The organism is Candidatus Arsenophonus nilaparvatae (assembly GCF_045346035.1).
In the GTDB taxonomy this organism is placed as follows: Bacteria; Pseudomonadota; Gammaproteobacteria; order Enterobacterales; family Enterobacteriaceae; genus Arsenophonus; species Arsenophonus nilaparvatae.
The window spans coordinates 2532819-2559797 of sequence record NZ_CP158507.1; the positions used below are offsets into that span (position 1 = coordinate 2532819).

Consider the following 26979-nt stretch of genomic DNA (forward strand, 5'->3'; position numbering starts at 1 on the left):
AGCTATTCATCCTCCGCTTCATCTTTGTCATTATCATTATTTTCGTTATCTGTTAACGATAAATTATCTTTTAACGACATAGCTTCACCATCACGGATCATCCGTAATTGGGCTTGCTGTGGATCATCACCACTACGCACATCAGCACCAAAACGAAAGACAGATTCGGTGATCATAAAACGGTGACTGTCATTTTGTAAAAAATGAACCATTCCTAATCGGCGTAAGCGATTAAGCGAAGTGCGTAGCTTTTCTTGTAATTTTTGTTTATCCAAATCCGTGCCTGTTGAGCGCTGATTGACAAACTTCAGTAGTTTACTTTCATCCGCTAGTGACAATAGTTCTTCAAACAGTTCCTGCGCAGTAAAAATACCCTGATTCGAAAGTCTTTCCGGGCTTAAATAAAGATAACAAAGAATTTTGCCAACCATCATATCTAATTCAGATAAAACTGAGCGAGGAATTAATGTGGTCGAACGTGGCCGTAAATAGAAAAAACCTTCTGGAGCACGAATCAGCTCAACATTATAGCGAGCATAAAAAGCCGTTAATTCCTGTTCAAAATCCATCAAAAAGGCATGATTATCCAGATCATCAATGCCAATATGACGCCCAGCTCGAAGCTGGCTATCCAATTCAGGGAAAAGGGAGCTGACTAAAGCTTGTGCCAATTTTACTGGCATAAATTGTTCAATATTTGTCGATGACATGTGCCTGTACCTTGGCTCCGTAATCATTAATCGCTAACCATTCAGGATGGATACCTGAGAAATCCGCTTCTGCTATACCTAACTTAACTGCCTGATCGACAATAATACGCGCAACATCAAAATGCCGTTTCTGTGGATATTTAGTTAAGTAGTCACGTAATATTAAACCAATATCCAATGGATGCTGATCTTCCTTATAACCAGCCAATGCCTGCTCCATTATCTCAATCAGTTGTTCATTAATCTCATTAAATTCTTCATATTCCAGTTCAGCTGGCAATTCACCCGTCACTTCTTCATTACTCAATACCAGATCTTCATCACGCACATCAAACAATCGTTCGGCATTGGCTACCGTTAATGCCCAAGGATCGGTAAAATAATTTTGCACCGAGAGGCGCAGGCGTTGCGAAAATATTCTATTTTTATCCATATCGATGGCAGTACGAATAAATTTGTGCACATGGCGATCATAGCCAATCCAGAGATCGATGGATTGTTGCCCCCAGCTAATAATTCGATCAAGCTTACTTTGTAGATCAAATACTAGCTTATCAACCAATTCTGAACCACCTACATTCATATTGGCCTCTTGGATACGTAACAAATTAGTCTGTAATTTATCACCAGCCGCTTCTAGCGTGTCTTGTAATTCACATAATGTGCCGGAAGTTTCCGTTAAAAGTTGTTCACAATTGGCAATCGCTGCCTGCCAATCCTGACTGAGTAAAGCAGAGATGTCTTCCTTTACACTATTTTGCTGTTCATCCATCACACGCTGTGACATATCAATACTGTCAAAAATTTCTGCCACCGAATATTTTAATGGCGCAAAGACATGGCGATGCCAATGAAATTCATCTCCCCCTTCTTCTGCGGCATCCGCTGCTCGACTTAATTCACCAGCTACTATCGAAAGTTGCATAGATAAACGTAAGGAAGAAAATTCCCGCTGGCGAATGTAATAATCACTGATGCCGATACCAAGTGGCGTTAAACGGTAAATTGCATTACCTTCAATGACTTCACTTGAAAAACGATTAAATAATTTCTGCCTTACCATATCATTAATGGCATTATTAGCTCTGGCAGTAACCGTTTCTGCGGTCTGCTCGAATCCTTTACTGACTTCACGAAAAGCATCAATTAATTCACCTTCACTCATTTCGCCATCAAGCCGCTCACTATTAAGAACAGCAACAGCCAATAAAAAGGCCAGACGCTCAGCAGGTAATGAGATTGAAAAATCATTTTTCCGCGACCAGGATACCAATTCCGGAACAGTCTGGGAAAATTCACCCATAATTCATCCTTTCACATAGACTTGCATGCCATAACATGAATATAGCGCCCCAGATCAATATAGGGTTGTTGTCGACAATAACGCTGCTCCAAAGCAAGCAACGCCGGAAAATCTTTATTTTGTAACTGACGGCTTTGTAGATAATCATGAAAAACCCGTACACCTGTTTTACCAACTATTCTAAAATCAAATTCTGCCAGCCATTGATATACTGTTTCTGGTAATAACGGATTTAGAGGAGTAAGTGAACGTTTGCGGCGTCGCTGAATATTAGGTGTCGCTAAATGGAAGTTACCTAATACAGCATTTCTCATCACCAACCCATTCGCATTATAAAACATGATAGAAAATGCGCCACCTGGGTTAATTATATCCGTTAGGGTTTTTATTGCAGATTTTTGTTCACTGATCCATTCAATAACTGCATGAAACAATACTAAATCAACTGCTCCCATTTCTGTTAAATATTGCGTAATATTTTGAACGGAAGAGTGAATGAATTGCATGTTATGGCTTACTTTTTTTTCTTTAGCCAATAATTTGGCGCGTTCAAGCATCGTTGCCGAAATGTCACAAACAATAACTTGATGCCCCATCGCCGCCAGCTTGCTTGCAAAAAAACCTTCTCCCCCACCCGCGTCTGATATTTTTAACGGCTTATTGGGTAATAAATCAAGCAAAGAGTTAAGATCCTGCCAAATAACAGCTTCGCGTATTTTTCCCTTGGTTGTACCATAAATATTTTGTGTAAACTTATCTGCAATATCATCAAAATTGCGATCTACCATGAAAAAATACCCCGATAACCACTATTATAAAACTTAATCGCCATTGACGATAAAAATATCTATTCAACCTACATATTGTTAATAAAAAACAATAATATTTTCATTGAAAATGATTTCTATATTAACAATTTATTAACCATTATCCATATTATTAAATTATACTATACTCGATAAATTGATTAACTAGGATTGAAACATGCTGTTTACATTAAAAAAATACATTAGTGCGCTTTTAATGCCATTACCTCTCCTTATTTTAATTAGCTTTATTGGATTATTACTACTTTGGTTCACTCATTGGCAAAAAAGTGGCAAATGTTTAGTCTCTTTTAGTTGGTTAACTATTTTGTTACTAAGTCTACAACCTGTCGCTGATAAATTACTACTATCGTCAGAAGGTGTGTTTAACAAACGCTATGAGCTTTTGCACCCTAAAAAAGAAAACATCCAATATATCGTTGTACTTGGAGGGGGATTTACTTACAACCCTGATTGGCCGCCAAGCGCTAACCTTATTAATAATAGCCTGGCTAGAGTGACGGAAGGAATTCGCCTTTATTCTCAATATCCAAGGGCTAAATTAATTTTTACTGGCGGGCGCGGTAACAATTTAATCAGTAATGCTGAAGTGGCAGCAAAAGTCGCACTATCGTTAGGGGTAGCAGAAACAGCCATAATTACCTTAAGCACCCCCAGAGATACCCAAGAAGAAGCCTTCGAAGTAGAAAAAATCGTTGGCCAGCAACCTTTTCTATTGGTGACTTCAGCTAACCATATGGCACGCGCTGAACGTTTCTTTATAGCTAGAAATATGCATCCCATTACAGCACCCGCCAATCAACTTGCCATTACCTCACCATTACAACCCTGGGAAAAATTTTTCCCATCGATTTACTTTTTTTCCCACTCAGAACGCGCTTGGTATGAATTTATTGGCTCAATATGGCAGTCAATAAAAATTGACAATACCCAACCTCTAATGCTCAGTTCCAATGTAGTGGAATAGTTAGCTTTTTATAATTGGTGACATCAGAATAATTTTAACTAGGGAAAAATGCTTTCCGAACAGCATCGAGATCCTGCTGATTATCAACCCCAGGCCCTGGTGTTTTAACTGCCAGGGCTACATGAATTTTTTCGCCGTACCACAGTACACGTAGCTGCTCAAGCATTTCTATCGTCTCTAACGGACTTATCGACCATTGGATATAACGACGAATAAAACCGGCCCGATAAGCATAAATACCGATATGACGCAAAAAATGCTGGCCAATTTCCATTTTGCTGACGGCAAAGCGATCACGTTCCCAGGGAATAGCCGCTCTGGAAAAATATAAGGCATTGCTCTGTTTATCCGTTACAACTTTTACAATAGCCGGATCAAATACTTCCTGTGAATCGTTTATCGGTGCCGCTAATGTTGCCATGCCGACGTTATTTAGCATCAGATTACTAGCTAATTGATTAATTATTTCTGGTGGGATTAAAGGTTCGTCACCTTGTACATTGATAATAATTTCATCGTCAGAGAATTTATATTTTTCAATAACTTCCGCTAATCTTTCAGTGCCTGATTGGTGGTCAACGTCGGTCATGCAAACCTCTCCATTGGCCGCTTGCACCACATCAAATACAGCCTGATGATCAGTCGCCACAATAACTCGCGTTGCATCTGACATTAGCGCTCTTTCCATTACTCTAATAATCATAGGTTTGCCATGAATATCAGCTAACGGCTTGCCCGGTAAACGATTAGAAGCAAAACGCGCCGGAATAATGACTGTAAACATGTTACTTTTCTTCATCTAAAGGCAACTCACGAGCTTCTTCTTTTAATAATACCGGTATGTTATTACGCACAGGATAAGCAAGATGATCAAATTTACAGATAAGCTCTAAATTTTGTTTATCATAGACTAGTTTGCCATGACAAATAGGACAAGCAATGATATCAAGTAGACGGTGATCCATATATTCCTCATCAAAAACATAATTTAAGATGAAACCAGAATAGCATAAGCATGCATCACCGTTAACTTTAATATCTGCTCTAATATGTATTTGTCAGTAATCTGACAAATTGGCAGCTAATATTAGGTTAAAATTCATAAGCGATAACATCAGCGGCAGCAATGCCATAAGCGTTACGCGTAACAGAAAATTCAACACACTGGCCTTCTTTAAGCCATTTATTTTTAGTGTTCGCAATAGCTCGACGATTAACATAGATATCTTGACCGCCATTCACTGGGGAGATAAATCCATAGCCTTCTTTTACATCAAACCATTTTACGCGACCCATTTGTAATTGTAATGTCATAATAAAACTCCTTTTGTTCACTAGGTGACAAAATTTCATTTTCTCCTAGTGCTCCCTACTCTTTTATTAAGCTTTCGATAGAAACCCCATTTTTTCTTTCACCAAATACCCTTAATGTCAGAGTAGTATTATTATATTAAAAAACACCAACTCAGTAGTGTCTGTTGCTATTTAGGATCTGTTTAAACATCAAACAACATAACACATGCCAAATTATTCATTACTAGAGTTTATCAATCAGATTTGATACTAAATAAAATTAAAGGATTTTTTATTAATGAAATAATAGCTGGCGTGGTATAATTGAAATGAAGTCACTACATTCCTAACTAGATTCCACTTATAGATAACATGATAATGTTATTATTTCAAGCATTTTTACCAGACTTGATCAATTCACTAATGGCGGAAAGGGTTTTTCCTGCACCAGGCTGTGCAAGTTGGGCATTTACTGGCAGATACCACCAATTTAATTGAGCAAAATGAAAACATTTCACTGCGTCCTTTTCAGTCATTAATAATGTTTGATGTTCAGTCACTAAGGTTGTTAGTTTAGAAAACTCATAACACTGGTGATCAACGAAAGCGTGTGTTGCAATTAATGGCACTCCTTTTTGTTCAAGACTTGAAAAGAAACGTGCTGGGTGCCCAATTCCTGCAATGGCAACAACTTGCTCCAATTCACAGACTGAGCGTTTTTCACCGGTCAACATATTGATAGCAATATCGCCTGTTAACTGCATGGCAATCTCCCCATACTTAGCGATACCACCATTAGTAATAACAGCATTAACGGTATTCAAACGATATTGACATTCTCGTAATGGACCAGCAGGCAGCAACCAACCATTGCCAAAACGACGGATACCGTCGATAACAACGATCTCAAAATCCCTTTGTAGTGCGTAATGCTGAAGACCATCATCAGCAATAATAACATCCAGTTTTTGTTGCTTTAGTAGCATCTTAACTGCGTCTACTCGTTTAGGAGCAACTGCCACTGGCACACCAGTTCGCCGATAAATTAACGCAGGTTCATCGCCGGTTTCTTTTATTGATATACTTTCATTAACTAATAGCGGATAAGAAGTTGCTTTACCGCCATATCCACGGGATACAACACCAACACTATAACCCCGTGATAAAAGCTGCTCAACTAACCAAATGACAACCGGTGTTTTACCATTACCGCCGACAGTCAAATTACCCACAACGATAATAGGTATCGGCGCTTTCCAACTAGAGAAAATTGCCAAATGATAGCCAAGGCGTCTTAATCCAATAATCATGCCATATAATATCGACAACGGTAGTAGCAAAAGATATAGCCACGAACCACCTAACCATATTTTATCAATCATTGTTTAAATTGCATGCTATAAAGTTGAGCATATGCCCCATCGCACTTAAGTAGAGTTTGATGGGTACCTCGTTCAATAATTTTACCATCATGAATAACTAAAATTTCATCTGCATTTTCTATTGTCGAAAGACGATGGGCAATAATAATCGAAGTCCGATTTTTCTGTAATTCGTCCAATGCTGCCTGAATCGCTCTCTCTGACTCAGTATCAAGTGCAGATGTAGCTTCATCAAGAATTAATATAGATGAGTTATGTAATAAAGCACGCGCAATCGCAATTCGTTGCCGCTGCCCACCAGAAAGCATTACACCATTTTCACCAATAACAGTATCTAGTCCATTATCCAGTTTTTGAATAAAGTCCATTGCATAAGCCATCTTAGCGGCTTTTTCGATCGCTTTTCGACTGAAACGACCATCGGTTGCGTAAGCAATATTATTGGCAATAGTATCGTTAAAAAGATAGACATGTTGAGAAACGAGTGCGACTTGGCTACGTAGAGAGCTTAAAGTGTATTCACGTAAATCATGATCATCAAGCAGTATTTGACCTTCATTAACCTCATAAAAGCGGGTAATTAGATTCGCAATAGTTGATTTTCCTGAACCTGATCGTCCGACTAAGGCAATGGATTTTCCTACCGGTATTTTAAAACAGATATCATGTAATGCAGGATGCTCTTTTGTTGCATACTTAAAGGTAACATGTTTAAACTCTATTTCACCTTTCGCTTTTTTTAAGGTTAATTTACCCTCGTCTTTTTCCTGCTCCATATCTAAAATGGTAAACAATGTCTGGCATGCGGCCATACCTCTTTGAAATTGTGCATTAACATTTGTTAATGACTTTAATGGGCGCATTAATGCAAACATGGATGAAAAAACCACACCGATAGTGCCTGCTGTCAATGTTTGCATAACTTCAGGAAAACTCGCGATATAAAGCGTGAATGCTAATGCTAGAGAGGCTATCAGTTGGATAATAGGATCAGAGATAGAAGATGCTGTCACCATTTTCATCGTTTGCCGGCGCATATGATTACTCACTTTGCTAAAACGCTCAGTTTCAACTTTTTGCCCACCAAAAATCAAAACTTCCTTATGGCCTTTTAACATCTGTTCCGCACTAGCAGTTACTTGTCCCATGCCAGTTTGCATACTTTTACTAATATTCCTAAAGTGTTTAGAAACCGAGCGAATGGTTAACGCAACAATAGGAGCAATAACAATTAATATTAGTGAAAGATGCCAACTGTAATAAAACATCAGCCCAAACAGACCGATAATGTAAGCGCTTTCTCGAACAATAGTGATTAAAGCGCTAGAGGAAGATGAAGCGACTTGCTCAGAATCATACGTTATGCGAGAAAGTAAAGTTCCTGTCGACTGCTGATCAAAAAAAGAAACCGGCATCCCCATCATATGGCCAAACAAACGCCTACGCATATTCATTACAACTTTACCAGAAACCCAGGCAATACAATAATTGGAGATAAAACTCGATATTCCTCTTATCAGCATTAGCCCCAATATAGCAATGGGTAACCATTTTAGTGTGCTGTTATCAGCTTTACCGAAACCTTCATCAAGTAAAGGTTTTAATAAGGAGATCATGAATGCATCGCCGGCAGCGTTAATAATTAACGCAACAGCAGCTACACTTAATCCCAGTTTAAATGGCAAAATCATAGGCCATAGTCGGCGAAATGTTTGCCATGTAGAAAGATCTTTATCATTCATTATCATTGTCTTATTAAATACCCATAAAAATAAGCCGTTTATTTTACTTGAGAAATCTCTAAATACCAAACTGCTGATGATACCAGCGAGGATAAACTTCCTGTCTATAACGCATTATTTCAATTTTATCAAAATAGAACTGCGCTATAATTTGCCCTGATTCAGCTGTACTCAGCCAATTTGCCCCTATATTCTCATATCGTTGGCGTACTTTATCAGAAGGTAAACGCCAACGGCTATAACGTGCAACAGAAGTAAGTGCATATTGCGGTTTAATTGCTTGAATAAACGCCATCGTCGACGAAGTATTACTACCATGATGAGGAACTTGTAATAAATTAGCCGGCAAATTTGCTATTGCTAGACGCACGAGTTCTTTCTCCGCTGTTTTTTCAATATCGCCAGATAGAATAACCGAATGATAGCCATCACTAATTTTTACTACACACGATTCATTATTATGTGATCTTTTTTGATCAATTATTGGCCATAATACTTCAAAATGTAATTTCTGCCATTGCCAATAAATACCTCGATGGCATGGAAAATGATTTTTTTTATCAAAGTGACTTCTAATCTTTAATCCAGGATAGGTTAATAATAAACTCGCTACCCCACCAGTGTGATCGATATGATTATGACTAAGTATAATGCCTTCAGGTGTTAAACGATGATATCGTAAATAAGGCAAAATAGTACTATTAGCACTACTGTTTTTCTTCCATGAAATACCAGTGTCATAAATTAACACTTTTCCCTGTCGCTCAATAATAATTGCTAATCCATGCCCCACATCTAACATAATCAATCGCCAAAGAAGCAAATCGTTTTGTTTCATGGTCGTGATTGACCAATAAATTAACACTATTATCAGCAATTTATACTGCACAAACCAACTAAACTGCCAACATAAAATAATAAGCCAACTAAGCCCAGCTATGATAATTGGAAGATGGCCAGTATCAAGCCAGTAACGCTCAATATGAGCTAAGGGCCATAATGCTAAACTAATGCTTTTATCGATTATACCAAATAATAAATTTTGTCCTGCGTACCAAAAAATACAAATATATGAAACCATAATTAACGGTATGGTTATAAATGAAATAATTGGCACAGCCCATAAATTAGCAAAAATACTAGTAATATTAACTCCTTGAAATAAAACCAATTGAATAGGAATTAATAGAATCAGCATGCCTAATTGCAAATGAACCAATTTAACTATCCAATTAAGCCAACTGTGTTGAAACTGTACACTCAATTTGACAAACGAAAACCAAAATATTAATGCCGCAACTGCAAAACTCGAAAGCCAAAAGCTATCAGAAAGTATCGCAATAGGTTCAAACACTAAAATTAAAGTAATACTCCATAATGCCCATTGCCAGGGAAAACAAACAAAATTTTGTTGCCGAATATAAAGCCATAACGATAAGGCAAATATAGCCCGCAGTGCAGGTATCGCCCAACCAGACAACCAAACATAACCTAAAGCAAAGCACCAACCCGCTAACATCGGTATACGAAGCTCGATAAAACAAATGGGTAATAAAAACTGAATCAAACGATATAGCCAAAAACCAAAAAAATAAGCCATACCAATATGTAAACCTGAGATAGCCATCAAATGCGCAATACCGGTTCGTTGCAATTGTTGCCTTAATACGGGTTCTAATAATCCACGTTCCCCAAATGTTAAAGCATAAATCACCGCCTGATTATGATATTTACTGATAACATTAACCGACGCTGCAATTATCTTTTGCCTTAAAGAACAGTGTTTATTCAATATAGTAAAGTTTTGAACATTAAACGTACCTAGTAAGCGTTGACTTATGGCATAACGTTGTAAATCAAATCCACCTTCATTTAATAAACTATGAACGGGCTTTAATCGACCAAAAAAAATGAGTTGTTGTCCGGCACAAAAAAAATTATTTTTAGTCAGAGCATTAGGCTTAAACTGAAGATAAGCATACAATATCGGAAATGATTCTTTATTATTGATTAACAACCTTACTTTTATTCAAATATTATTATCCCTATTAACTAAACTATCTTCAATAATGGCTACATGACGTTGTTCTTGCTGACTTAATAATTTCATTTTTTCTAATAAATAATATCCCTGCCAACATCCCCACAAAAAACTTATAGCTAAAATAGCAATAAATTTTGTTAAATAAAATGGAATAAACCAAAATAAACAGAATATGACAAACAACCATAATTGTAATGATTTATTTGGTAATTGAGATAAAAAAAGTAAAGGTAATAATCCCAATATTACAGCCACTGACGCTGAATTAATATTTATCTGCAGCCTATTTATATGAACCGACATTTTTTTCATATAGCTCTTCCTTGGCCAGATCTATATTACGAAAATTAGTATTAATATTGAATTTTTTCAAAAGGATAAATGAGATTTTATATAAAAGGTCAAAATAATATTTATCCCTTTTTTACTATTTTCATTTTTTTGCGAGATTATTCTCAACTAATGTTAAGTTAAGAAAATTTATTTTTGATTATAAAATTTTATTATTATTTTTTTAATAATTAAATGTCTTATAACAATAAAGAGAGGTTTTAATAATTCAAAAAATTGTATTGGAAAAATTGACCTGAGCGCAGCAATAAAAAATGGCGCCTTAATTAAGACACCATTTTAAGAGAATAAATAAATTAAATTTGTTAATATTTATACATAAATGTTAACGCGATCACGTAATTCTTTACCCGGCTTGAAATGAGGAACATGTTTTCCTTTCAAATCAACTTTATCACCCGTTTTCGGATTACGGCCGATGCGCGGTGCACGGTAATGAAGAGAAAAACTGCCGAATCCGCGGATCTCAATACGCTCTCCCTTAGCAAGTGTTATTGCCATATGATCAAGCATTTCTTTCACAGCTTCTTCAATAAGTTTTGCTGGTATATGAGCTAATTGGTTAATAAGTCTTTCAATTAATTCAGACCTGGTCATAGTACCTCCCCTAAACTACCGTTACGGGGCAACAAAATGTTGCCCTATGATTAACTTAATTATTCGCCTTTCGCTGCTTTGAACGCTTCTGCCATCGCATTATTGGCAAAATTGGTATCTTCCTGTTTGTTCACAGAAGCAATGGCATCTTTTTCATCTGCTTCATCTTTTGCACGAACAGATAAGGTAATGATACGGTTTTTGCGATCAACACCAGTATATTTAGCTTCAACTGTATCGCCAACGTTCAATACTTGAGTAGTATCTTCCACGCGATCACGTGAAGCTTCAGATGCACGTAAGTGACCTTCAACACCAGCAGCTAACTCAATCGTTGCTCCTTTCGCATCAACAGCCACTACTTTACCGGTAACGATGACACCTTTCTTATGAGCAGACAGATAGTTATTAAATGGATCTTCCGCTAACTGTTTAATACCCAAAGAAATACGTTCACGTTCAGCGTCAACTTGCAATACAACTGCAGCGATTTCATCGCCTTTTTTGTATTCACGAACCGCTTCTTCACCTGCAACATTCCAAGAAATATCAGACAGATGAACTAAACCATCAATACCACCTTCTAAACCGATGAAGATACCAAAATCAGTAATAGATTTTATTTTACCCTCTACCCGATCATTCTTATTGTGCGTTTCTGCAAATTGCTGCCATGGATTTGGTTTACACTGTTTCAAACCTAATGAGATACGACGACGCTCTTCGTCAATATCTAGAACCATAACTTCAACAACATCACCCACATTAACAACTTTAGATGGATGGATATTTTTATTAGTCCAATCCATTTCGGAAACGTGTACTAAACCTTCAACACCTTCCTCAATTTCAACAAAGCAGCCATAATCAGTAAGATTAGTGACTCGCCCTGTCAACTTAGTGCCTTCTGGATAACGCTTAGCAATAGCTACCCATGGATCTTCTCCAAGCTGCTTCAGGCCTAAAGAAACACGTGTGCGATCACGATCAAACTTCAATACTTTAACATTGATTTCATCACCAACATTCACAATTTCACTTGGGTGTTTAACACGTTTCCAAGCCATATCAGTAATGTGTAATAAGCCATCAACACCGCCCAGATCAACGAATGCACCATAGTCAGTTAAGTTTTTAACAATACCCTTAACTTCCATGCCTTCCTGCAAGTTTTCCAGTAACTGATCACGTTCTGCACTGCTTTCAGACTCAATCACAGCACGACGCGAAACAACAACGTTATTGCGTTTCTGATCCAGTTTGATAACTTTGAACTCAAGCTCTTTACCTTCCAGGTGAGTTGTGTCACGAACTGGGCGAACATCAACCAATGAACCGGGTAAAAATGCACGAATTCCTTTTAATTCTACTGTGAAACCACCTTTCACTTTGCCATTGATGATGCCCATAACTGTTTCGGCATCTTCATAGGCTTTTTCTAGCATCAACCAAGCTTCATGACGTTTCGCTTTTTCGCGAGACAGGATAGTTTCACCGAAACCATCTTCTACTGCATCTAAAGCAACATCGATTTCATCACCAACCTGAATTTCTAGCTCACCTTGCACATTTTTAAATTGTTCTACTGGGATCGCTGATTCTGATTTCAGACCGGCATCAACTAACACGACATCTTTGTCGATAGCAACAACAACACCACGAACAATAGCCCCTGGACGGGTTTCGATACTCTGTAAAGATTCTTCAAAGAGTTGAGCAAAAGATTCTGTCATAGTAAGATCTTCAAAAATTTTAATTTTAACTGCCATTCAACATCCTGCCAAATGGGGTTATTTCACATACCTCGCAACACTCCTTGTTACAAAGCTTTACTTAACTGAACACAAATTCAGCTACACCAAATAGGTGTATTAACTTATTATATGTCAATACTGAGCATATTATATAGATAATATTTGCTTTTTTTTCACATAAGCAAATACTTGCTCGATGACCCCTTCAATTGATAACTTTGTAGAATCCAGGATCAACGCATCTTTTGCAGGTACCAATGGCGCAATTAACCTATTACGATCACGATAATCACGCTCTTTAATATCAGTTAAAAGATCGCTTAATTTAACATCAAAGCCCTTTTCCTGCAACTGTTGCATTCGTCTACGAGCACGCTCTTCAGGTGTGGCATCAAGAAAAATCTTTACCGGTGCGTCTGGAAAAACCACCGTTCCCATGTCACGACCGTCAGCAATCAAACCCGGTTTAGTGCGAAATGCTCTTTGCCGACGCAATAATGCTTCTCTAACGCGAGGAAAAGTTGCGCTAAGAGATGCCGTATTACCAACAACTTCGCTACGAATTGCATTACTGACATCCTCCCCCTCAAGCATAACAGCTAATTCGTTTTCTCTTGGTTCAAAACGGACATCAAGATTAGCCGCTAATGGAACTAATGCTTCTTCAGACTTAATATCAACATGATGATGTAATGCTGCTAAAGCCAGAACACGGTAAATGGCGCCAGAATCAAGTAACTGCCAGCCCAGTTTATTTGCCAATGCCTGGCATAATGTACCTTTACCTGCGCCACTTGGACCATCAACTGTGATAACGGGGGGTAAAACCACCATTATACTCCTCCTTTGTGATAGAAATGCAATTTAGCAACTACTTTCTATCAGGCTAATAAGTACCCTATTATACTCAATTCATTCTATTAAGGAAAACAAAGAGATATTTGGAGCAAATTTAGCGTTAGGCATAATACTCGTCGTTCAGTATTGTACTAATTTTTAGGCATACACTAGTACCGATGACTTAATTTTTCTAGTTGATTAAAGTAGTCTGGAAAAGTCTTAGCGGTACAATTTGGATCCAAAATGGTAACCGGCGTATCTGACAACGCGACAAGTGAAAAGCACATCGCCATACGATGATCATTATAAGTTGCTATTTCAGCATGCTGTAATAATTTAGGCGGTAAAATACGTATATAATCACGACCTTCTTCCACTTTTGCGCCAACTTTTGTTAATTCAGTCGCCATTGCCGTTAATCTGTCAGTTTCTTTTACCCGCCAGTTATGGATATTACGAATAATAGTTTCACCACGAGCAAAGAGCGCCAGAGTCGCAACCGTCATCGCCGCATCGGGGATCGCATTCATATCCATATCAATACCAATTAACTCACATCGTTGACATTCGATATAATCTTTACTCCAACGTATTTTGGCACCCATTTTTTCTAGTACAGCAGCGAATTGGGTATCGCCTTGCAAGCTATCTTTGCCAATACCTGTTACCCTAACGGTACCACCTTTAATTGCTGCCGCAGCTAAAAAATAAGAGGCAGAAGAGGCGTCGCCCTCAACAAGATAATCCCCCGGTGAAATATAGTGTTGTCCGGCTTTAATATGAAATCGACAATAGTGTTGATTGTCTACTTCAACGCCAAAATCACGCATCAGTGCCAGAGTAATGTCAATATAGGGTTTAGAAACCAGCTCTCCTTTTATCTGAATAGTCGTATCATTAGGCGCTAAAGGTGCGGCCATTAAAAGAGCTGTTAAAAATTGGCTAGATACGCGTCCATCTACTGTGATATTCCCACCGCGAAAGCCACCTTTTATCCTTATAGGCGGATAACCAGCTTGCTCAAGATAATCAATATTTGCTCCACCTTGCTGTAGCGCTTCAATAAGATGGCCAATAGGTCGCTCTTTCATTCTGGACTCGCCGGTTAAGACAATATCATTGTCCGCCAATGCTAAAACCGCAGTTAATGGGCGCATAGCCGTGCCGGCATTACCGAGAAAAATCTCTAAACCTTTTTTATGGCTAAAATAATGCCCGCCACCTTTTACAATACACGTGGTGAGATCTTTGGATAATTGATATTCGACACCCAATGCTGTCAAAGCATTAAGCATATGACGAATATCATCACTAGCAAGAAGATTAGTTAAAACGGTTTGGCCTTGCGCTAATGCAGCTAACAATAGTACCCGGTTAGAAATACTTTTCGAGCCAGGAAGATTGATAGTACCTTCAACGTAAGAAATGGGTTGTATTGTCAGGGCTTGCATTAATAGTAGACTCTCCAATAACGAAGTTGGATAAATTATTTAAATCACACTTATATTCATTTGATAGGGTTAGACGATATCACTACCAATCTAACCATAAAGGATTATTTAATTTATTTATTCTGATGTTCAAAATCAATCATAAAATCAACTAGCTTTTGTACACCAGCCAGCGGCATAGCATTATAAATTGAAGCACGCATGCCACCTGCAGCTTTATGCCCTTTCAGGAACAGTAACCCTTGCCGCTCTGCCGCTTTGATAAATTTATCATCTAAGTTAGGTTTTACCATTTGGAATGGAATATTCATGACCGAACGATTAACTGGATCGATTCGATTAATATAAAACTGGCTATTATCAATAACATCATACAGTAAGCGGGCTTTTTGTTGATTGCGTTTTTCTATTTCTTGCAAGCCACCCTGCTGTTTTAACCATTTAAACACCATACCCGATAGATACCAGGCAAAAGTTGGGGGCGTATTGTACATTGAGTCATTTTTAGCCAATATGGTGTAATCAAGGATAGAAGGGGTAGCCTTTCTCGCCCGACCTAACAAATCTTCCCGAATGATAACCAATGTGATGCCTGCTGGCCCAATATTTTTTTGCGCACCAGCATAAATAACACCAAAACGGCTGACATCAAGTGGCCGTGATAAGATAGCTGAGGAGTAATCAGCAATAACAATTTTATCGGCCGAAAAATCAGGTAGTGTGTGGATAGCTATACCATCAATCGTTTCATTCGGGCAATAATGAAGGTATTTGGCACTGGTCGTTAATGACCATTTATCCATCGGTTGCACGCTTAAATAAGCTGATTTTTCCAGCCGAATATCAATCTCATTGACAGCACAATATTTTGCTGCCTCTTGCGCAGCAGACTTTGCCCAATAGCCACCAACAATATAGTCAACGGTTTCATCAGGTTGAAATAAATTTAGTGGCAAGGCGGCAAATTGACCTCTGGCACCACCGTGACAAAAAAGGATTTTATAATTATTGGGTATTTTGAGTAATTGACGTAGATTTTGTTCAGCTTCTCTAACTATTTCCATAAAAGCTTCACTGCGATGGCTTATTTCCATCACCGAAACACCCATACCGTTCCAATTACAAAGTTCTTGTTGTGCACGATGTAAAACTTCTACCGGTAACATGGCCGGACCAGCGCTAAAATTATATACCTGACTCATCACCCACCCTTATTGACCTAATTAAGCTTTTACTATTATTTAATCTCTGGTTAGGTTTTAACATTACCACCGAACAGCTGTAAATAAAACAACTGGCCGGCAAACAGCATTTTTCTGATAACCAATTAATACTTATCAAACATCGCTTGAATTTTTATTGGGTCATGGGTTTGAGTCAAGGCTAACTGTAGTAAAACCCGAGCCTTCTGCGGATTCAAACGTTCTGCAGCAACAAATCCATATTTACTATCATCCACTTCTGCATCGCGAGTTGTAAAACCTGTTGGCACACGACTAGCGCGAACAACCCCTATGCCTTGTTTTACTGCATCGGCCAATACATTAAAAATTTTGTTATACATATTGCCGTTACCCACTCCAGCACTAACAATGCCTTGATAGCCATGATAGATCAATGACTTAGCTGGTAGTGCCGATGCATTTGAATAATTATAAACAATGCCAACTTTAGGTAATTTATCTAACTGACTAATATCAAAAATTGCGTTCTGCGCTCTGGGTTGAGCCGCGTTTAAATAGTGCACTTTGCCATTGTAGATAAAAGCTTCAGCGCCAGCATTAACAGCTTCAAATGCTTCAACAAAGTTGGTATTCATTTTAACCACATTACGACCACTAATAACTTTATCGTCCATGGCTAATAAGACACCTCGTTTGCCCGCCTCTTTATCAGTAGCAACAATAACGGCGTTATAGAGATTTAACGGCCCATCAGCACCTAATGCTGTGGCAGGCTTCATCGCACCAACCATTACAATTGGTTTATGACAGTGGGTGGTTAAATCTAAAAAATAAGCGGTTTCTTCTAGCGTGTCAGTACCATGAGTAATGATAAAACCAGCTGTTTTGTCACAATCGGCATTAATTTTCTTCGCTAAAGTTAACCATACCTGATCATTCATATCTTGCGAACCGATATTAACAATTTGTTCGCCATTAAGATGCGCAATTTTCTTTATTTCAGGTACCGCATTAATTAATGCATCAATACTCACTTTACCGGCTGTATATTGGGATTGAGTCGCTGAATCACCGCCACCAGCTATCGTACCTCCAGTGGCTAGTACCGTAATGGTTGGTAAGGCAGAAGCAGCACTGTTAGTTAACAACATAGCACCAACTAACAAAGAAATATTTAACTTCTTCATAATAAAATACCATTTTAAAAATTTGGTAAATTATATAAAATGCAAAATATATTTCTGTTATTTCCAGAAAAAATAGCCATTAATTTCAATATTGCATTTTGCTACTGTGGCCTATTGAATAGAGAAGCAAACAAAAATACCGTATTATCTGCTTTTAGTTATCAAAAACGAATAAGTAACCAATTTATGAGCCAAACTTTTATTCCTGGCAAAGATGCCGCATTAGAAGATTCTATTACCACGTTTCAGCAACAACTTAAAAAACTCGGTTTTCATATTGAAGAGGCCTCTTGGTTAAATCCAGTGCCGAATGTCTGGTCAGTCCATATCCGTGATAGAGACTGCCCTATGTGTTTTACTAACGGTAAAGGCGCTAGTAAAAAAGCCGCCTTGGCCTCTGCACTGGGGGAATATTTTGAACGTTTAGCAACCAATTACTTTTTCGCTGATTTTTATCTAGGCGCTAAAATTGCAAATGGTAATTTTGTCCACTATCCCAATGAAAAGTGGTTTGCTCTAACATCGGACGATCACTTACCTGAAGGAATGCTGGATGAAAAATTACGTGCTTTCTACGATCCTGAAAATAATCTGTCCGCTAGCATGCTGATTGATTTACAATCAAGTAATAGAGCCCGTGGGATTTGTACGTTACCTTTTATCCGCCAATCCGATCAACAAACGGTTTATATTCCAATGAATATTATTGGTAATCTGTATGTGTCGAATGGCATGTCAGCCGGCAATACGCAAGATGAAGCGCGGGTGCAGGCATTGTCAGAGATCTTTGAGCGTCATATTAAAAACCATATTATTGCCGAGCGAATCAGTTTGCCTGTTATTCCTGAGCTTGTCATGGAGCGCTATCCTGGCGTTGTTCAGGCAGTTGCTAAATTAGAAGAGGAAGGTTTTCCTATTTTCTGTTTTGATGCTTCTCTCGGTGGTAAATACCCGGTTATCTGTGTGGTACTTTTTAATCCGAGTAATGGCACTTGTTTCGCTTCTTTTGGTGCCCATCCTGATTTTGGTATCGCACTTGAACGTACAGTTACCGAATTACTGCAAGGCCGCAGTTTAAAAGATTTGGATGTATTTAATATGCCAACATTTGATGATGATGAAGTTGCAGAGCATACAAATCTGGAAACCCATTTTATCGATTCAAGTGGCTTAATTAGTTGGGATCTATTTAAACGTGATGCTGATTATTCCTTTGTCGATTGGAACTTTAAAGGCACCACAAACGCAGAATTTGCTACTTTGATGGCGATTTTCAATCAGATAAATGCTGAAGTTTATATTGCTGATTATCAGCATTTAGATGTTTATGTCTGCCGTATTATTGTTCCGGGAATATCAGATATTTATCCAGTCGACGATCTGCAGATTGCCAATAACGCGATGGCGATAGATTTACGTGATATCATTATGTCGCTACCTGATAGTCAGTGGCAAAAAAATGATTACCTGCGGTTGTTAGGGCGGCTGGATGATGAAGGTTTTGATGATTTTACTCGTGTCCGTGAATTATTAGGCATTGCCGTTGGTAGCGGTAATGGCTGGAGCCACTTACGGATCGGTGAATTAAAATCGATGCTAGCACTGGCAGGTGGTGATTTTGCTCAAGCGCTACTATGGGTTGAATGGACGCTAGAGTTCAATTCTTCGCTATTTACTGCCGAGCGAGCCAATTATTATCGCTGTCTACAAACATTACTGCAATTAACTCAAGAAGCTGAACGTCAGCCTTTTCAATACGATGAAGCTTTCAATAAAATGTATGGTCAACATGCTGTTATGGCCGCATCGAAGGCCATTGCCGGTGAAAATTGTTTTTATGACTTATGGTCAATTGATGCTGAGTTAAAAACGCTGCCGGCGCATCAAGCGTTACTCAATGTTTATCATAAACTGCAAACCGCTAAACAGGCTTACTTTAACTGATTAGTCAAATCTAACAATAAATATCAGGTTAATCTTTATTGGACAAAAAACCGCTTTCAACGATAATTTAACCTGATTATTTATTTCTCAATCGTTTTTATAAAATTTTTTTATAAAAATTAAAAAAAATTTTTAATTATAAATCAAATAGTTATCTTAATTCTTTGCTTTTATTGCTATTTGTCAACTAAATAATAATGATCTATATCAAATTTATCTGATGTGCCCTTTGTTAATATTGCTGACGCCATAATTCCTTAACTTCATAAGAGCATGTTGGTTATGAAAGCTAACAACTTGTCCAATTTATTATCACCGGCTGCAATGGCGCAACTTGCCGATAATACCGGGGTATATAAAGTTAATAAGCATCCTCAAATTACTTATTTATCTGCTATTACCGCAGGTATATTTATTTCCATTGCTTTCGTTTTTTATATTACTGTCACCACGGGTATTGCAACTGTTCCTTTCGGGCTGGCTAAACTTGCTGGCGGTCTATGTTTTTCGTTAGGACTGATGCTGGTGGTTGTCTGTGGGGCTGATCTTTTCACTTCTACCGTGTTAACCATTGTGGCAAAAGCAACCGGCAAAGTCTCTTGGAAACAGATGTTTGTTAATTGGTTTCATGTCTACATTGGTAATCTTGTTGGTGCACTGTTGTTCGTTGCATTAATCTGGTTTGCCGGACAGTACATGGTGGCTAATGGCCAATGGGGACTTAATGTTTTACAAACTGCAAATCATAAACTTGATCACACTTTTCTCGAAGCGCTTTGTTTAGGTATTTTAGCCAACTTGATGGTTTGCTTGGGTGTCTGGATGAGTTATTCAGGTCGTAGCTTGCTAGATAAAATTTTTGTATTAATTTTACCAATAGGCATGTTTGTTGCCAGTGGTTTTGAACATAGCATTGCCAACATGTTTATGATTCCGTTAGGCATCGTGATCAAAAATTTTGCATCACCGGATTTTTGGCTGATGACCGGAGTAAATGAAAGCCAGTTTTCTCATTTAACTGTGGCCAATTTTATTACAGAAAATCTTATACCTGTCACTATTGGTAATATCATCGGCGGCGCTTTGTTAGTCGGTATGACATATTGGTTAATATATTTACGTGATGGATGTCAACATTGATCGATCGCGTACCGGTTGTCAGCATTTTATTATTTAAAAAATTAAAGGTAAAAATATGATGTCCAAGTTAAATGAAAAATTCTCTGCTGCATGGCAAGGATTTAATCAGGGGAACTGGCAAAAAGACGTTGATGTGCGTGATTTCATCCAACACAATTATACTCCTTATGAAGGTGATGAATCATTTTTAGCCGGTGCAACCAAAGCGACTGATACCTTGTGGGAAAAAGTAATGCAAGGGATCAAGATCGAAAATCGTACTCATGCCCCTGTCGATTTTGATACTGCTATTGCTGCCACTATTACTTCCCATGATGCCGGTTATATTGAAAAAGAGTTAGAGCAGATTGTAGGTCTACAAACCGACGCACCACTTAAGCGCGCATTGATCCCCTTTGGTGGCATCAAAATGGTTGAAGGTTCATGTAAAGCCTACGATCGTGAATTGGATCCAGCGTTGAAAAAAATCTTTACCGAATACCGTAAGACCCATAATCAAGGGGTATTCGATGTGTATACGCCAGATATTATGAAATGCCGTAAATCAGGTATTTTGACTGGACTGCCAGATGCCTATGGTCGTGGCCGGATAATCGGTGACTATCGTCGGGTAGCACTTTACGGTATTGATTTTTTACGTGATGACAAACTAGCTCAGTTCAACTCTCTGCAAAGTAAGCTAGAGCAGGGTGAAGAACTGGAAATGACCATTCAGTTACGTGAAGAGATTGCCGAGCAACACCGTGCCTTAGGTCAAATGAAAGAGATGGCGGCAAAATATGGCTATGATATTTCAGGCCCGGCAACCAATGCCAAAGAAGCGGTTCAATGGACCTATTTTGCCTATCTGGCGGCGGTTAAATCGCAAAACGGCGCCGCTATGTCTTTCGGCCGTGTTTCTACTTTCCTTGATATTTATATTGAACGCGATCTAAAAGCTGGTCTCTTGACCGAGCAACAAGCACAGGAGCTTATCGATCACTTAGTCATGAAACTGCGTATGGTGCGTTTCCTGCGTACCCCTGAATATGACGAGCTATTCTCCGGCGATCCTATTTGGGCAACCGAGTCACTGGCTGGTATGGGCGTCGATGGACGTACCTTAGTGTCGAAAAATACTTATCGTTTCCTCAATACGCTATATACGATGGGCCCTTCTCCGGAACCCAATATGACAATTCTTTGGTCAGAAAAGCTGCCACTGAATTTCAAAAAATTTGCCGCCAAAGTGTCTATTGATACTTCATCAATTCAGTATGAAAACGATGATTTGATGCGGCCAGACTTTGACAATGATGACTATGCGATTGCCTGCTGTGTCAGTCCGATGATCGTCGGTAAACAGATGCAATTTTTCGGCGCGCGCGCAAACTTAGCCAAAACATTGCTATATACCATTAATGGTGGTATCGATGAAAAATCTAAATTGCAAGTTGGGCCTAAAATGCCTGCCATTACCGATGATGTACTCAATTTTGATGTAGTAATGGACAGAATGGATCACTTCATGGATTGGCTAGCCACGCAATATGTAACTGCGTTGAATGTCATTCACTATATGCATGATAAATATAGCTACGAAGCAGCCTTGATGGCACTACATGATCGCGATGTTTATCGTACCATGGCGTGTGGTATTGCGGGTCTTTCCGTTGCCGCTGACTCATTATCAGCGATTAAATATGCCAAAGTTTCGCCTGTCCGTGATGAAGATGGTGTTGCGATTGATTTTAATATTACCGGTGAATATCCACAATTTGGTAATAATGATAATCGGGTCGACGATATTGCTTGCGATTTAGTCGAACGCTTCATGAAGAAGATCCAGCAATTACGGACTTACCGCAATGCTGTACCAACACAATCAATTCTAACTATTACCTCCAATGTAGTCTATGGTAAAAAAACCGGTAATACTCCTGATGGCCGCCGCGCTGGTGCACCTTTTGGCCCAGGCGCTAACCCAATGCATGGCCGTGATCAGAAAGGAGCGGTAGCCTCTCTGACTTCGGTGGCAAAATTACCCTTTGCTTATGCCAAAGACGGGATCTCTTATACTTTTTCTATTGTGCCTAACGCATTAGGTAAAGATGATGAGGTACGTAAAACCAATCTGGCCGGACTGATGGATGGCTATTTCCACCATGAAGCCAATATTGAAGGTGGTCAGCATCTAAACGTTAATGTCATGAATCGTGAAATGCTATTAGATGCGATGGAAAATCCAGAGAAATATCCTCAGCTAACTATTCGTGTTTCAGGTTATGCAGTGCGTTTTAATTCTTTGACCAAAGAACAGCAGCAAGATGTTATTACCCGTACATTTACGGAAACTATGTAACAATTTGCCGTTGGACTAAAATAGTAGTGTATAAAAGCCCCGCTTAAAATGGGGCTTTTTAACTCCCTTCAATTTTGGAGATGTTATGTCGCTAGTTGGGCGTATTCACTCTTTTGAATCTTGTGGTACGGTAGATGGCCCAGGTATTCGATTTATCGTTTTTTTTCAGGGATGCCTGATGCGATGTCTGTACTGCCATAACCGAGATACCTGGGATACCCACGGTGGTAAAGAAATTACCGTCGAAGAATTGATGAAAGAAGTGGTTAGCTATCGCCATTTTATGAATGCTTCCGGTGGCGGCGTGACCGCTTCCGGCGGTGAAGCCATTTTGCAGGCTGAATTTGTTCGAGACTGGTTTCGCGCTTGTCAGTAACAAGGCATTCATACTTGTCTTGATACTAATGGTTTTGTCCGCCGTTATGATAAAGTGATCGATGAGTTACTCGATGTCACCGATTTAGTGATGTTAGATCTAAAACAACTGGACGATAGCATTCATAAGAATCTAGTTGGCGTTTCCAATCATCGCACCTTAGAATTTGCCCGCTATCTGGCGAAACGTGGACAGAAAACCTGGATCCGTTATGTAGTGGTACCCAGTTGGTCAGATGATGACCAATCCGCCCACTTACTAGGCCAATTTACCCGTGATATGCCCAATATCGAAAAAATAGAGCTGTTACCCTACCATGAATTAGGCAAGCATAAATGGCTAGCGATGGGGGAAGAGTATCAGCTGAGCGATATCAGACCACCATCAACGGAAACCATGGAGCGAATTAAACATATTCTGCAAGGTTATGGCCATAAAGTGGTTTATTAATTTATTCGTTGGGCGATAAAAAATTTTGTGACTTAATTTTTCAGTTTTAATAAATCAGGCTTTTTTCATGGTGGTATGAACAGAAAAAAGCCCTTATATTAAAAACAACACTGATATTAATCAGCTATAACGCGGGCCGATTGATAACAAAGCGTTCAAATTGCTCTCTCCGTTTACTGTCTTTAGACGCTGAATAGGCTAAAAGTGTGGTGGCAAAAGCAAAAGAATCAGCATTTGCATAAGATAATCTTTGAAAATCAGCCGCCTCTCCTATATTTCCGCCTCGGCTTCTATATGTCAGAAGTTGATATTTCTCTGGCACCTTACCCACCGGTAAACTATAAAGTGGCAACGGATTTACTTCAGGAAAATTCGCTCCGTAAACAAAATCTTCTGTATAAAGTGCAGCGTGAGAGAATTCGTGGATCATTATCTGAGTCATAAAATCATTACCGACTGTTTTTTGTACCGTATACCATTGTTCAGCATTTGATTCCAAATATGGCGTTTTCTTCTCATCCTTATAGGATATCTCTTTTTCAGCAAGTAACTGCTTGACCTGCTTCTTACCTAAAAACTCGGCATCACGCTGAACTTTTTTTATCGCCCCCCAATATCTCCAATATGATTCGCGTTTTAAAAGATCTACTGAAGCTATCGATGCCCCCTCTCCACCAGGCAAAATAGCAAAATTTTTATCCACATTAAAAGCTTTCATAAAATCCTGCATATCTGTTAAATCTTTACTCCATTTCTTTTTAAGTTCATCTGAAGTATTATTAAAGAAGGTGGTCATCACCTGATCAACCGCCTCTTTATTTTCCTTTAATACTTTTTGTGTTTTATCAATGGTCTTAATGGCATTACTGATACTTTTAGCCACATCTTTTTTTAACGATGGCACCATCCCCTTTTCATCCACTAAGGTGGCTGGGTTATTTCTACAGAACCGATAGAGATTTAGCCCATCTACTGTGCCAGCCGGATCGGCACTCAGCCAACGCCCCACCCAGGGCTGGTAATAGCGATAACCGTAATAGTAGAGCCCACTGGCATCCAGTTCTTTGCCTGAATAGCGGATAGTTTTATAATTGACTTCTAACTGACTGACGGCCAGTAAGACCGAAGTGCCGCCATAGGGGTAATACTCCTCCTGACTAATCAGTAGCCCGTTTTCATCCACCTCTAGTCGACTACTGCCTAGCTGATCATCATAACTGTAGCGCAGCTGATCGTTGTTGATCTCCGTTGGCTTACCTGTTATCCAGTGCAGCGCCCGTACTTGCGCACGTCCTGCCTCACCCATGGTGGTTATCTCCAGCAGCTCTTGCACGCCATTGCCATTGGTTGTAGTACGCAGTTCAGCACCTGCCAGGTAAATCACTTGCTGTGTCTGCTCGGTATTACTCTGCTGTCTTACGCTGGTTTTAACCAGTCGTTGACTATTGGCATCGTAACGATACCATTCCGTGTCCGCAGGTTGGTCATTATGCTCGACTAATGTTACCGTTAATAACTCTCCGCGCGGCGTCCACGTTAGCGCTTGCCCCAATAATAATTGCTGCTGCTGTCCACCTGCGTTAAACAGCCTGTCTACCATGGTCGGATCTTCGGTTAAGCTACTTAATACCGCCCGATTAGTGCGATCAGATACGGTAATATTGATGGTATAATTATTGTTACTGGTCGGGGCACTATGGCGTATTTGTAATAAATTACCACCACTGTCGTAAGTGTAGGTTCGGCTATAATTGGCGAAGGTATTACTATCGATGGGAGATGCTGGCGGTAACTGGGTAGTTTGTTGACCAATATTGGCCATTTCTCGGCCGGTAGCTTGCACCAGCCGGTAAAGACTGTCGTAGCGATAGTGATTTTCCGGCACAATTTTCTGGTTACGCCAGAAGCGGGTCGCCTCAGCATCATTGGTAATACTTAGCACATTGCCTACCGGATCATAGTCATAGCGTAGATCTTGTAGTATTTTGGCGCCTGCCATATGGCCAACTGGGCGTTCGGTTTTAATATTGACTAGCCGCTGGGTTTCTGGCTCATAAATGTATGAAGTCACTATCCCATTGCCGTGCTCTTCACGTAATTTCTGCCCATTAGCGGCATAAATTAACGACTTAACAATGACCTGTTCATGACCTGCCTTTAGTGTCAGCCAGCTACTCATTAACATTCCAGCCACGTCATAGGCCTGCCGCTGGCGATTACCCATCGCATCAAGGGTATAGTGGTTAGTATAAATCGCTAGGGATAACTGCGCATCCCAGTCAGATTCATCCTGCCCCTGCCAGTTAGCAACCAGATTATCTTGTAGTAAGCGACGTGAGGTGGATAACATGGCACCGCTTAAGGCGATGCTATTGATTTGTTCAAGTCCAGCCGTATCATAGTGACGAATACAGGCACCGACTAAATTTAGCTCTTTTTCTGCCTGGCTATTACCAGCCCAGATAAAACGTTCACTGATCTGAGAATCTTTACCTGGCTGTTGTTCGGTGATCGACAACAATCGCCCAAGCGTGTCATTATCTTCATACTGCCAGTCGCAGCTGTATGAGGTGGCATTGACCGCAAAATGGGGTCTTTGAGCAATATCTTTCATCGTCACCGTCATTCCTACATCAACACTCTCTACCGACAATACTTCACCACTAAGCGATGTTATGTAGCTGAAATTGAGTTTAACGGTATTATCAGTTTGCTGCTGTTGATATAAACGGGGATCTATGCTATGAGCCAAAAAACCCAGCGCATTATTTTGATATCGCGTGATTAACGTCTCGGTATTCTCAGGTGTATCTGGATGGCGATTATATTGAATTTGTCTGATGGCCAGCCCACGATTATCTTGTACTAAGATTGTAGGGGTACTTTGAAATAATGCTGTGTCCATACTGCCTCCTTGGTTTTTGAGTGTTAGGTTAACTCAGTAGTAAGGGAAACGTATTTCTTAAACATATTCAATTGATATTTTTTTATTAACTAAAGCATAAATAGCAATAAACTTAATTTAAGCGACTAGCAAGAAAAAATTATCTTATTTGGCACAGGAAATAAATAGAAAATTCACCAGTAAGATTAAAA

General features: G+C 39.2%; 21 protein-coding genes and 1 pseudogene. 5 read left to right on the plus strand and 17 right to left on the minus strand.

Annotated features, from left to right (window positions below):
• Positions 1 to 2 precede the first annotated feature (2 nt).
• From mukE to cmoM, 3 genes are read right to left on the minus strand one after another with little or no spacing between them, the layout of a single operon-like run.
• Positions 3 to 710, minus strand: a complete 708-nt coding sequence (mukE, locus tag WH390_RS11825) for a chromosome partition protein MukE (protein WP_032116338.1) — start codon at positions 708 to 710, stop codon at positions 3 to 5.
• On the minus strand, positions 691 to 2013 hold the full coding sequence (gene mukF, locus WH390_RS11830) for a chromosome partition protein MukF (protein ID WP_032116337.1): 1323 nt from the start codon (positions 2011 to 2013) through the stop codon (positions 691 to 693). Before mukF ends, mukE begins: the two co-directional genes overlap by 20 nt.
• 11 nt (positions 2014 to 2024) lie before the next feature.
• Entirely contained in the window at positions 2025 to 2801 is a 777-nt protein-coding gene (gene cmoM, locus WH390_RS11835) for a tRNA uridine 5-oxyacetic acid(34) methyltransferase CmoM (protein ID WP_032116336.1), read from the minus strand.
• Between the two features lie 196 nt (positions 2802 to 2997).
• On the opposite strand from cmoM, the gene elyC reads away from it, so the two are divergent.
• Positions 2998 to 3807 carry an envelope biogenesis factor ElyC gene (elyC, locus tag WH390_RS11840; protein WP_032116335.1) on the plus strand — a complete coding sequence of 270 codons (810 nt, stop codon included), beginning with the start codon at positions 2998 to 3000 and terminating at the stop codon, positions 3805 to 3807.
• A 34-nt stretch (positions 3808 to 3841) separates the two neighbouring features.
• Here the strand turns inward: elyC and kdsB are convergent, their stop codons facing one another.
• The 13 genes from kdsB to ansB all read right to left on the minus strand — a co-directional run bounded on the left by kdsB (position 3842) and on the right by ansB (position 17632).
• A complete protein-coding gene (gene kdsB / locus WH390_RS11845) occupies positions 3842 to 4591 on the minus strand; it encodes a 3-deoxy-manno-octulosonate cytidylyltransferase (protein ID WP_032116334.1) in 750 nt (249 codons plus the stop codon).
• Between the two features lies 1 nt (position 4592).
• The gene (locus WH390_RS11850) at positions 4593 to 4772 is read right to left on the minus strand and encodes a Trm112 family protein (protein WP_032116333.1); all 180 of its coding nucleotides are present in this window, start codon (positions 4770 to 4772) and stop codon (positions 4593 to 4595) included.
• A 127-nt stretch (positions 4773 to 4899) separates the two neighbouring features.
• Positions 4900 to 5121: a cold-shock protein gene (locus WH390_RS11855; protein ID WP_032116332.1), complete on the minus strand. Its 222-nt coding sequence runs from the start codon at positions 5119 to 5121 to the stop codon at positions 4900 to 4902.
• A 368-nt stretch (positions 5122 to 5489) separates the two neighbouring features.
• Positions 5490 to 6482 (minus strand): tetraacyldisaccharide 4'-kinase, encoded by a 993-nt coding sequence (lpxK, locus tag WH390_RS11860; RefSeq protein ID WP_032116331.1) that lies wholly within the window; start codon positions 6480 to 6482, stop codon positions 5490 to 5492.
• Entirely contained in the window at positions 6479 to 8227 is a 1749-nt protein-coding gene (gene msbA / locus WH390_RS11865; RefSeq protein WP_032116363.1) for a lipid A ABC transporter ATP-binding protein/permease MsbA, read from the minus strand. Before msbA ends, lpxK begins: the two co-directional genes overlap by 4 nt.
• A 55-nt stretch (positions 8228 to 8282) precedes the next feature.
• Positions 8283 to 10208 (minus strand): DNA internalization-related competence protein ComEC/Rec2, encoded by a 1926-nt coding sequence (locus WH390_RS11870; RefSeq protein ID WP_187290965.1) that lies wholly within the window; start codon positions 10206 to 10208, stop codon positions 8283 to 8285.
• A 45-nt stretch (positions 10209 to 10253) separates the two neighbouring features.
• Positions 10254 to 10580: a hypothetical protein gene (locus tag WH390_RS11875; RefSeq protein WP_052044951.1), complete on the minus strand. Its 327-nt coding sequence runs from the start codon at positions 10578 to 10580 to the stop codon at positions 10254 to 10256.
• Positions 10581 to 10931: 351 nt separating this feature from the next.
• Entirely contained in the window at positions 10932 to 11216 is a 285-nt protein-coding gene (gene ihfB / locus WH390_RS11880) for an integration host factor subunit beta (protein WP_032116330.1), read from the minus strand.
• Between the two features lie 59 nt (positions 11217 to 11275).
• Positions 11276 to 12949, minus strand: coding sequence for a 30S ribosomal protein S1 (gene rpsA / locus WH390_RS11885; RefSeq protein WP_032116362.1), 1674 nt, complete (start codon positions 12947 to 12949; stop codon positions 11276 to 11278).
• Positions 12950 to 13117: 168 nt separating this feature from the next.
• Positions 13118 to 13804 (minus strand): (d)CMP kinase, encoded by a 687-nt coding sequence (gene cmk, locus WH390_RS11890; RefSeq protein ID WP_032116329.1) that lies wholly within the window; start codon positions 13802 to 13804, stop codon positions 13118 to 13120.
• Between the two features lie 173 nt (positions 13805 to 13977).
• Positions 13978 to 15261, minus strand: a complete 1284-nt coding sequence (aroA, locus tag WH390_RS11895; RefSeq protein ID WP_032116328.1) for a 3-phosphoshikimate 1-carboxyvinyltransferase — start codon at positions 15259 to 15261, stop codon at positions 13978 to 13980.
• Positions 15262 to 15374: 113 nt separating this feature from the next.
• A complete protein-coding gene (serC, locus tag WH390_RS11900; protein WP_032116327.1) occupies positions 15375 to 16463 on the minus strand; it encodes a 3-phosphoserine/phosphohydroxythreonine transaminase in 1089 nt (362 codons plus the stop codon).
• A gap of 125 nt (positions 16464 to 16588) precedes the next feature.
• Positions 16589 to 17632, minus strand: a complete 1044-nt coding sequence (gene ansB / locus WH390_RS11905) for an L-asparaginase 2 (RefSeq protein WP_032116326.1) — start codon at positions 17630 to 17632, stop codon at positions 16589 to 16591.
• A gap of 186 nt (positions 17633 to 17818) precedes the next feature.
• Here ansB and ycaO point away from each other — a divergent pair, with 186 nt between their 5' ends.
• The 4 genes and pseudogenes from ycaO (at position 17819) to pflA (ending at position 23883) form a co-directional block, all read left to right on the plus strand.
• Positions 17819 to 19576 (plus strand): 30S ribosomal protein S12 methylthiotransferase accessory factor YcaO, encoded by a 1758-nt coding sequence (gene ycaO, locus WH390_RS11910; protein WP_032116361.1) that lies wholly within the window; start codon positions 17819 to 17821, stop codon positions 19574 to 19576.
• Positions 19577 to 19858: 282 nt separating this feature from the next.
• Positions 19859 to 20716 carry a formate transporter FocA gene (gene focA, locus WH390_RS11915; RefSeq protein ID WP_032116325.1) on the plus strand — a complete coding sequence of 286 codons (858 nt, stop codon included), beginning with the start codon at positions 19859 to 19861 and terminating at the stop codon, positions 20714 to 20716.
• 58 nt (positions 20717 to 20774) lie between these two features.
• Positions 20775 to 23057 (plus strand): formate C-acetyltransferase, encoded by a 2283-nt coding sequence (gene pflB / locus WH390_RS11920; RefSeq protein WP_032116324.1) that lies wholly within the window; start codon positions 20775 to 20777, stop codon positions 23055 to 23057.
• 85 nt (positions 23058 to 23142) lie between these two features.
• Positions 23143 to 23883: pseudogene (gene pflA, locus WH390_RS11925) on the plus strand (pyruvate formate lyase 1-activating protein).
• A gap of 124 nt (positions 23884 to 24007) precedes the next feature.
• Here the strand turns inward: pflA and WH390_RS11930 are convergent.
• Complete coding sequence (locus tag WH390_RS11930) at positions 24008 to 26788, minus strand: RHS repeat domain-containing protein (RefSeq protein WP_032116323.1); 2781 nt, start codon at positions 26786 to 26788, stop codon at positions 24008 to 24010.
• Positions 26789 to 26979: the final 191 nt, after the last annotated feature.

Excerpts from the sequence above, each read along its gene's own strand:
- mukF (WP_032116337.1), bottom strand. The coding sequence starts at position 2,013 with ATGGGTGAATTTTCCCAGACTGTTCCGGAATTGGTATCCTGGTCGCGG.
- lpxK (WP_032116331.1), bottom strand. The coding sequence starts at position 6,482 with ATGATTGATAAAATATGGTTAGGTGGTTCGTGGCTATATCTTTTGCTA.
- aroA (WP_032116328.1), bottom strand. The coding sequence starts at position 15,261 with ATGCAAGCCCTGACAATACAACCCATTTCTTACGTTGAAGGTACTATC.
- cmoM (WP_032116336.1), bottom strand. The coding sequence starts at position 2,801 with ATGGTAGATCGCAATTTTGATGATATTGCAGATAAGTTTACACAAAAT.
- cmk (WP_032116329.1), bottom strand. The coding sequence starts at position 13,804 with ATGGTGGTTTTACCCCCCGTTATCACAGTTGATGGTCCAAGTGGCGCA.
- mukE (WP_032116338.1), bottom strand. The coding sequence starts at position 710 with ATGTCATCGACAAATATTGAACAATTTATGCCAGTAAAATTGGCACAA.
- pflB (WP_032116324.1), top strand. The coding sequence starts at position 20,775 with ATGTCCAAGTTAAATGAAAAATTCTCTGCTGCATGGCAAGGATTTAAT.
- serC (WP_032116327.1), bottom strand. The coding sequence starts at position 16,463 with ATGAGTCAGGTATATAATTTTAGCGCTGGTCCGGCCATGTTACCGGTA.
- WH390_RS11875 (WP_052044951.1), bottom strand. The coding sequence starts at position 10,580 with ATGAAAAAAATGTCGGTTCATATAAATAGGCTGCAGATAAATATTAAT.
- focA (WP_032116325.1), top strand. The coding sequence starts at position 19,859 with ATGAAAGCTAACAACTTGTCCAATTTATTATCACCGGCTGCAATGGCG.
- ihfB (WP_032116330.1), bottom strand. The coding sequence starts at position 11,216 with ATGACCAGGTCTGAATTAATTGAAAGACTTATTAACCAATTAGCTCAT.
- WH390_RS11930 (WP_032116323.1), bottom strand. The coding sequence starts at position 26,788 with ATGGACACAGCATTATTTCAAAGTACCCCTACAATCTTAGTACAAGAT.
- kdsB (WP_032116334.1), bottom strand. The coding sequence starts at position 4,591 with ATGTTTACAGTCATTATTCCGGCGCGTTTTGCTTCTAATCGTTTACCG.
- ycaO (WP_032116361.1), top strand. The coding sequence starts at position 17,819 with ATGAGCCAAACTTTTATTCCTGGCAAAGATGCCGCATTAGAAGATTCT.
- WH390_RS11850 (WP_032116333.1), bottom strand. The coding sequence starts at position 4,772 with ATGGATCACCGTCTACTTGATATCATTGCTTGTCCTATTTGTCATGGC.
- ansB (WP_032116326.1), bottom strand. The coding sequence starts at position 17,632 with ATGAAGAAGTTAAATATTTCTTTGTTAGTTGGTGCTATGTTGTTAACT.
- WH390_RS11855 (WP_032116332.1), bottom strand. The coding sequence starts at position 5,121 with ATGACATTACAATTACAAATGGGTCGCGTAAAATGGTTTGATGTAAAA.
- elyC (WP_032116335.1), top strand. The coding sequence starts at position 2,998 with ATGCTGTTTACATTAAAAAAATACATTAGTGCGCTTTTAATGCCATTA.
- rpsA (WP_032116362.1), bottom strand. The coding sequence starts at position 12,949 with ATGACAGAATCTTTTGCTCAACTCTTTGAAGAATCTTTACAGAGTATC.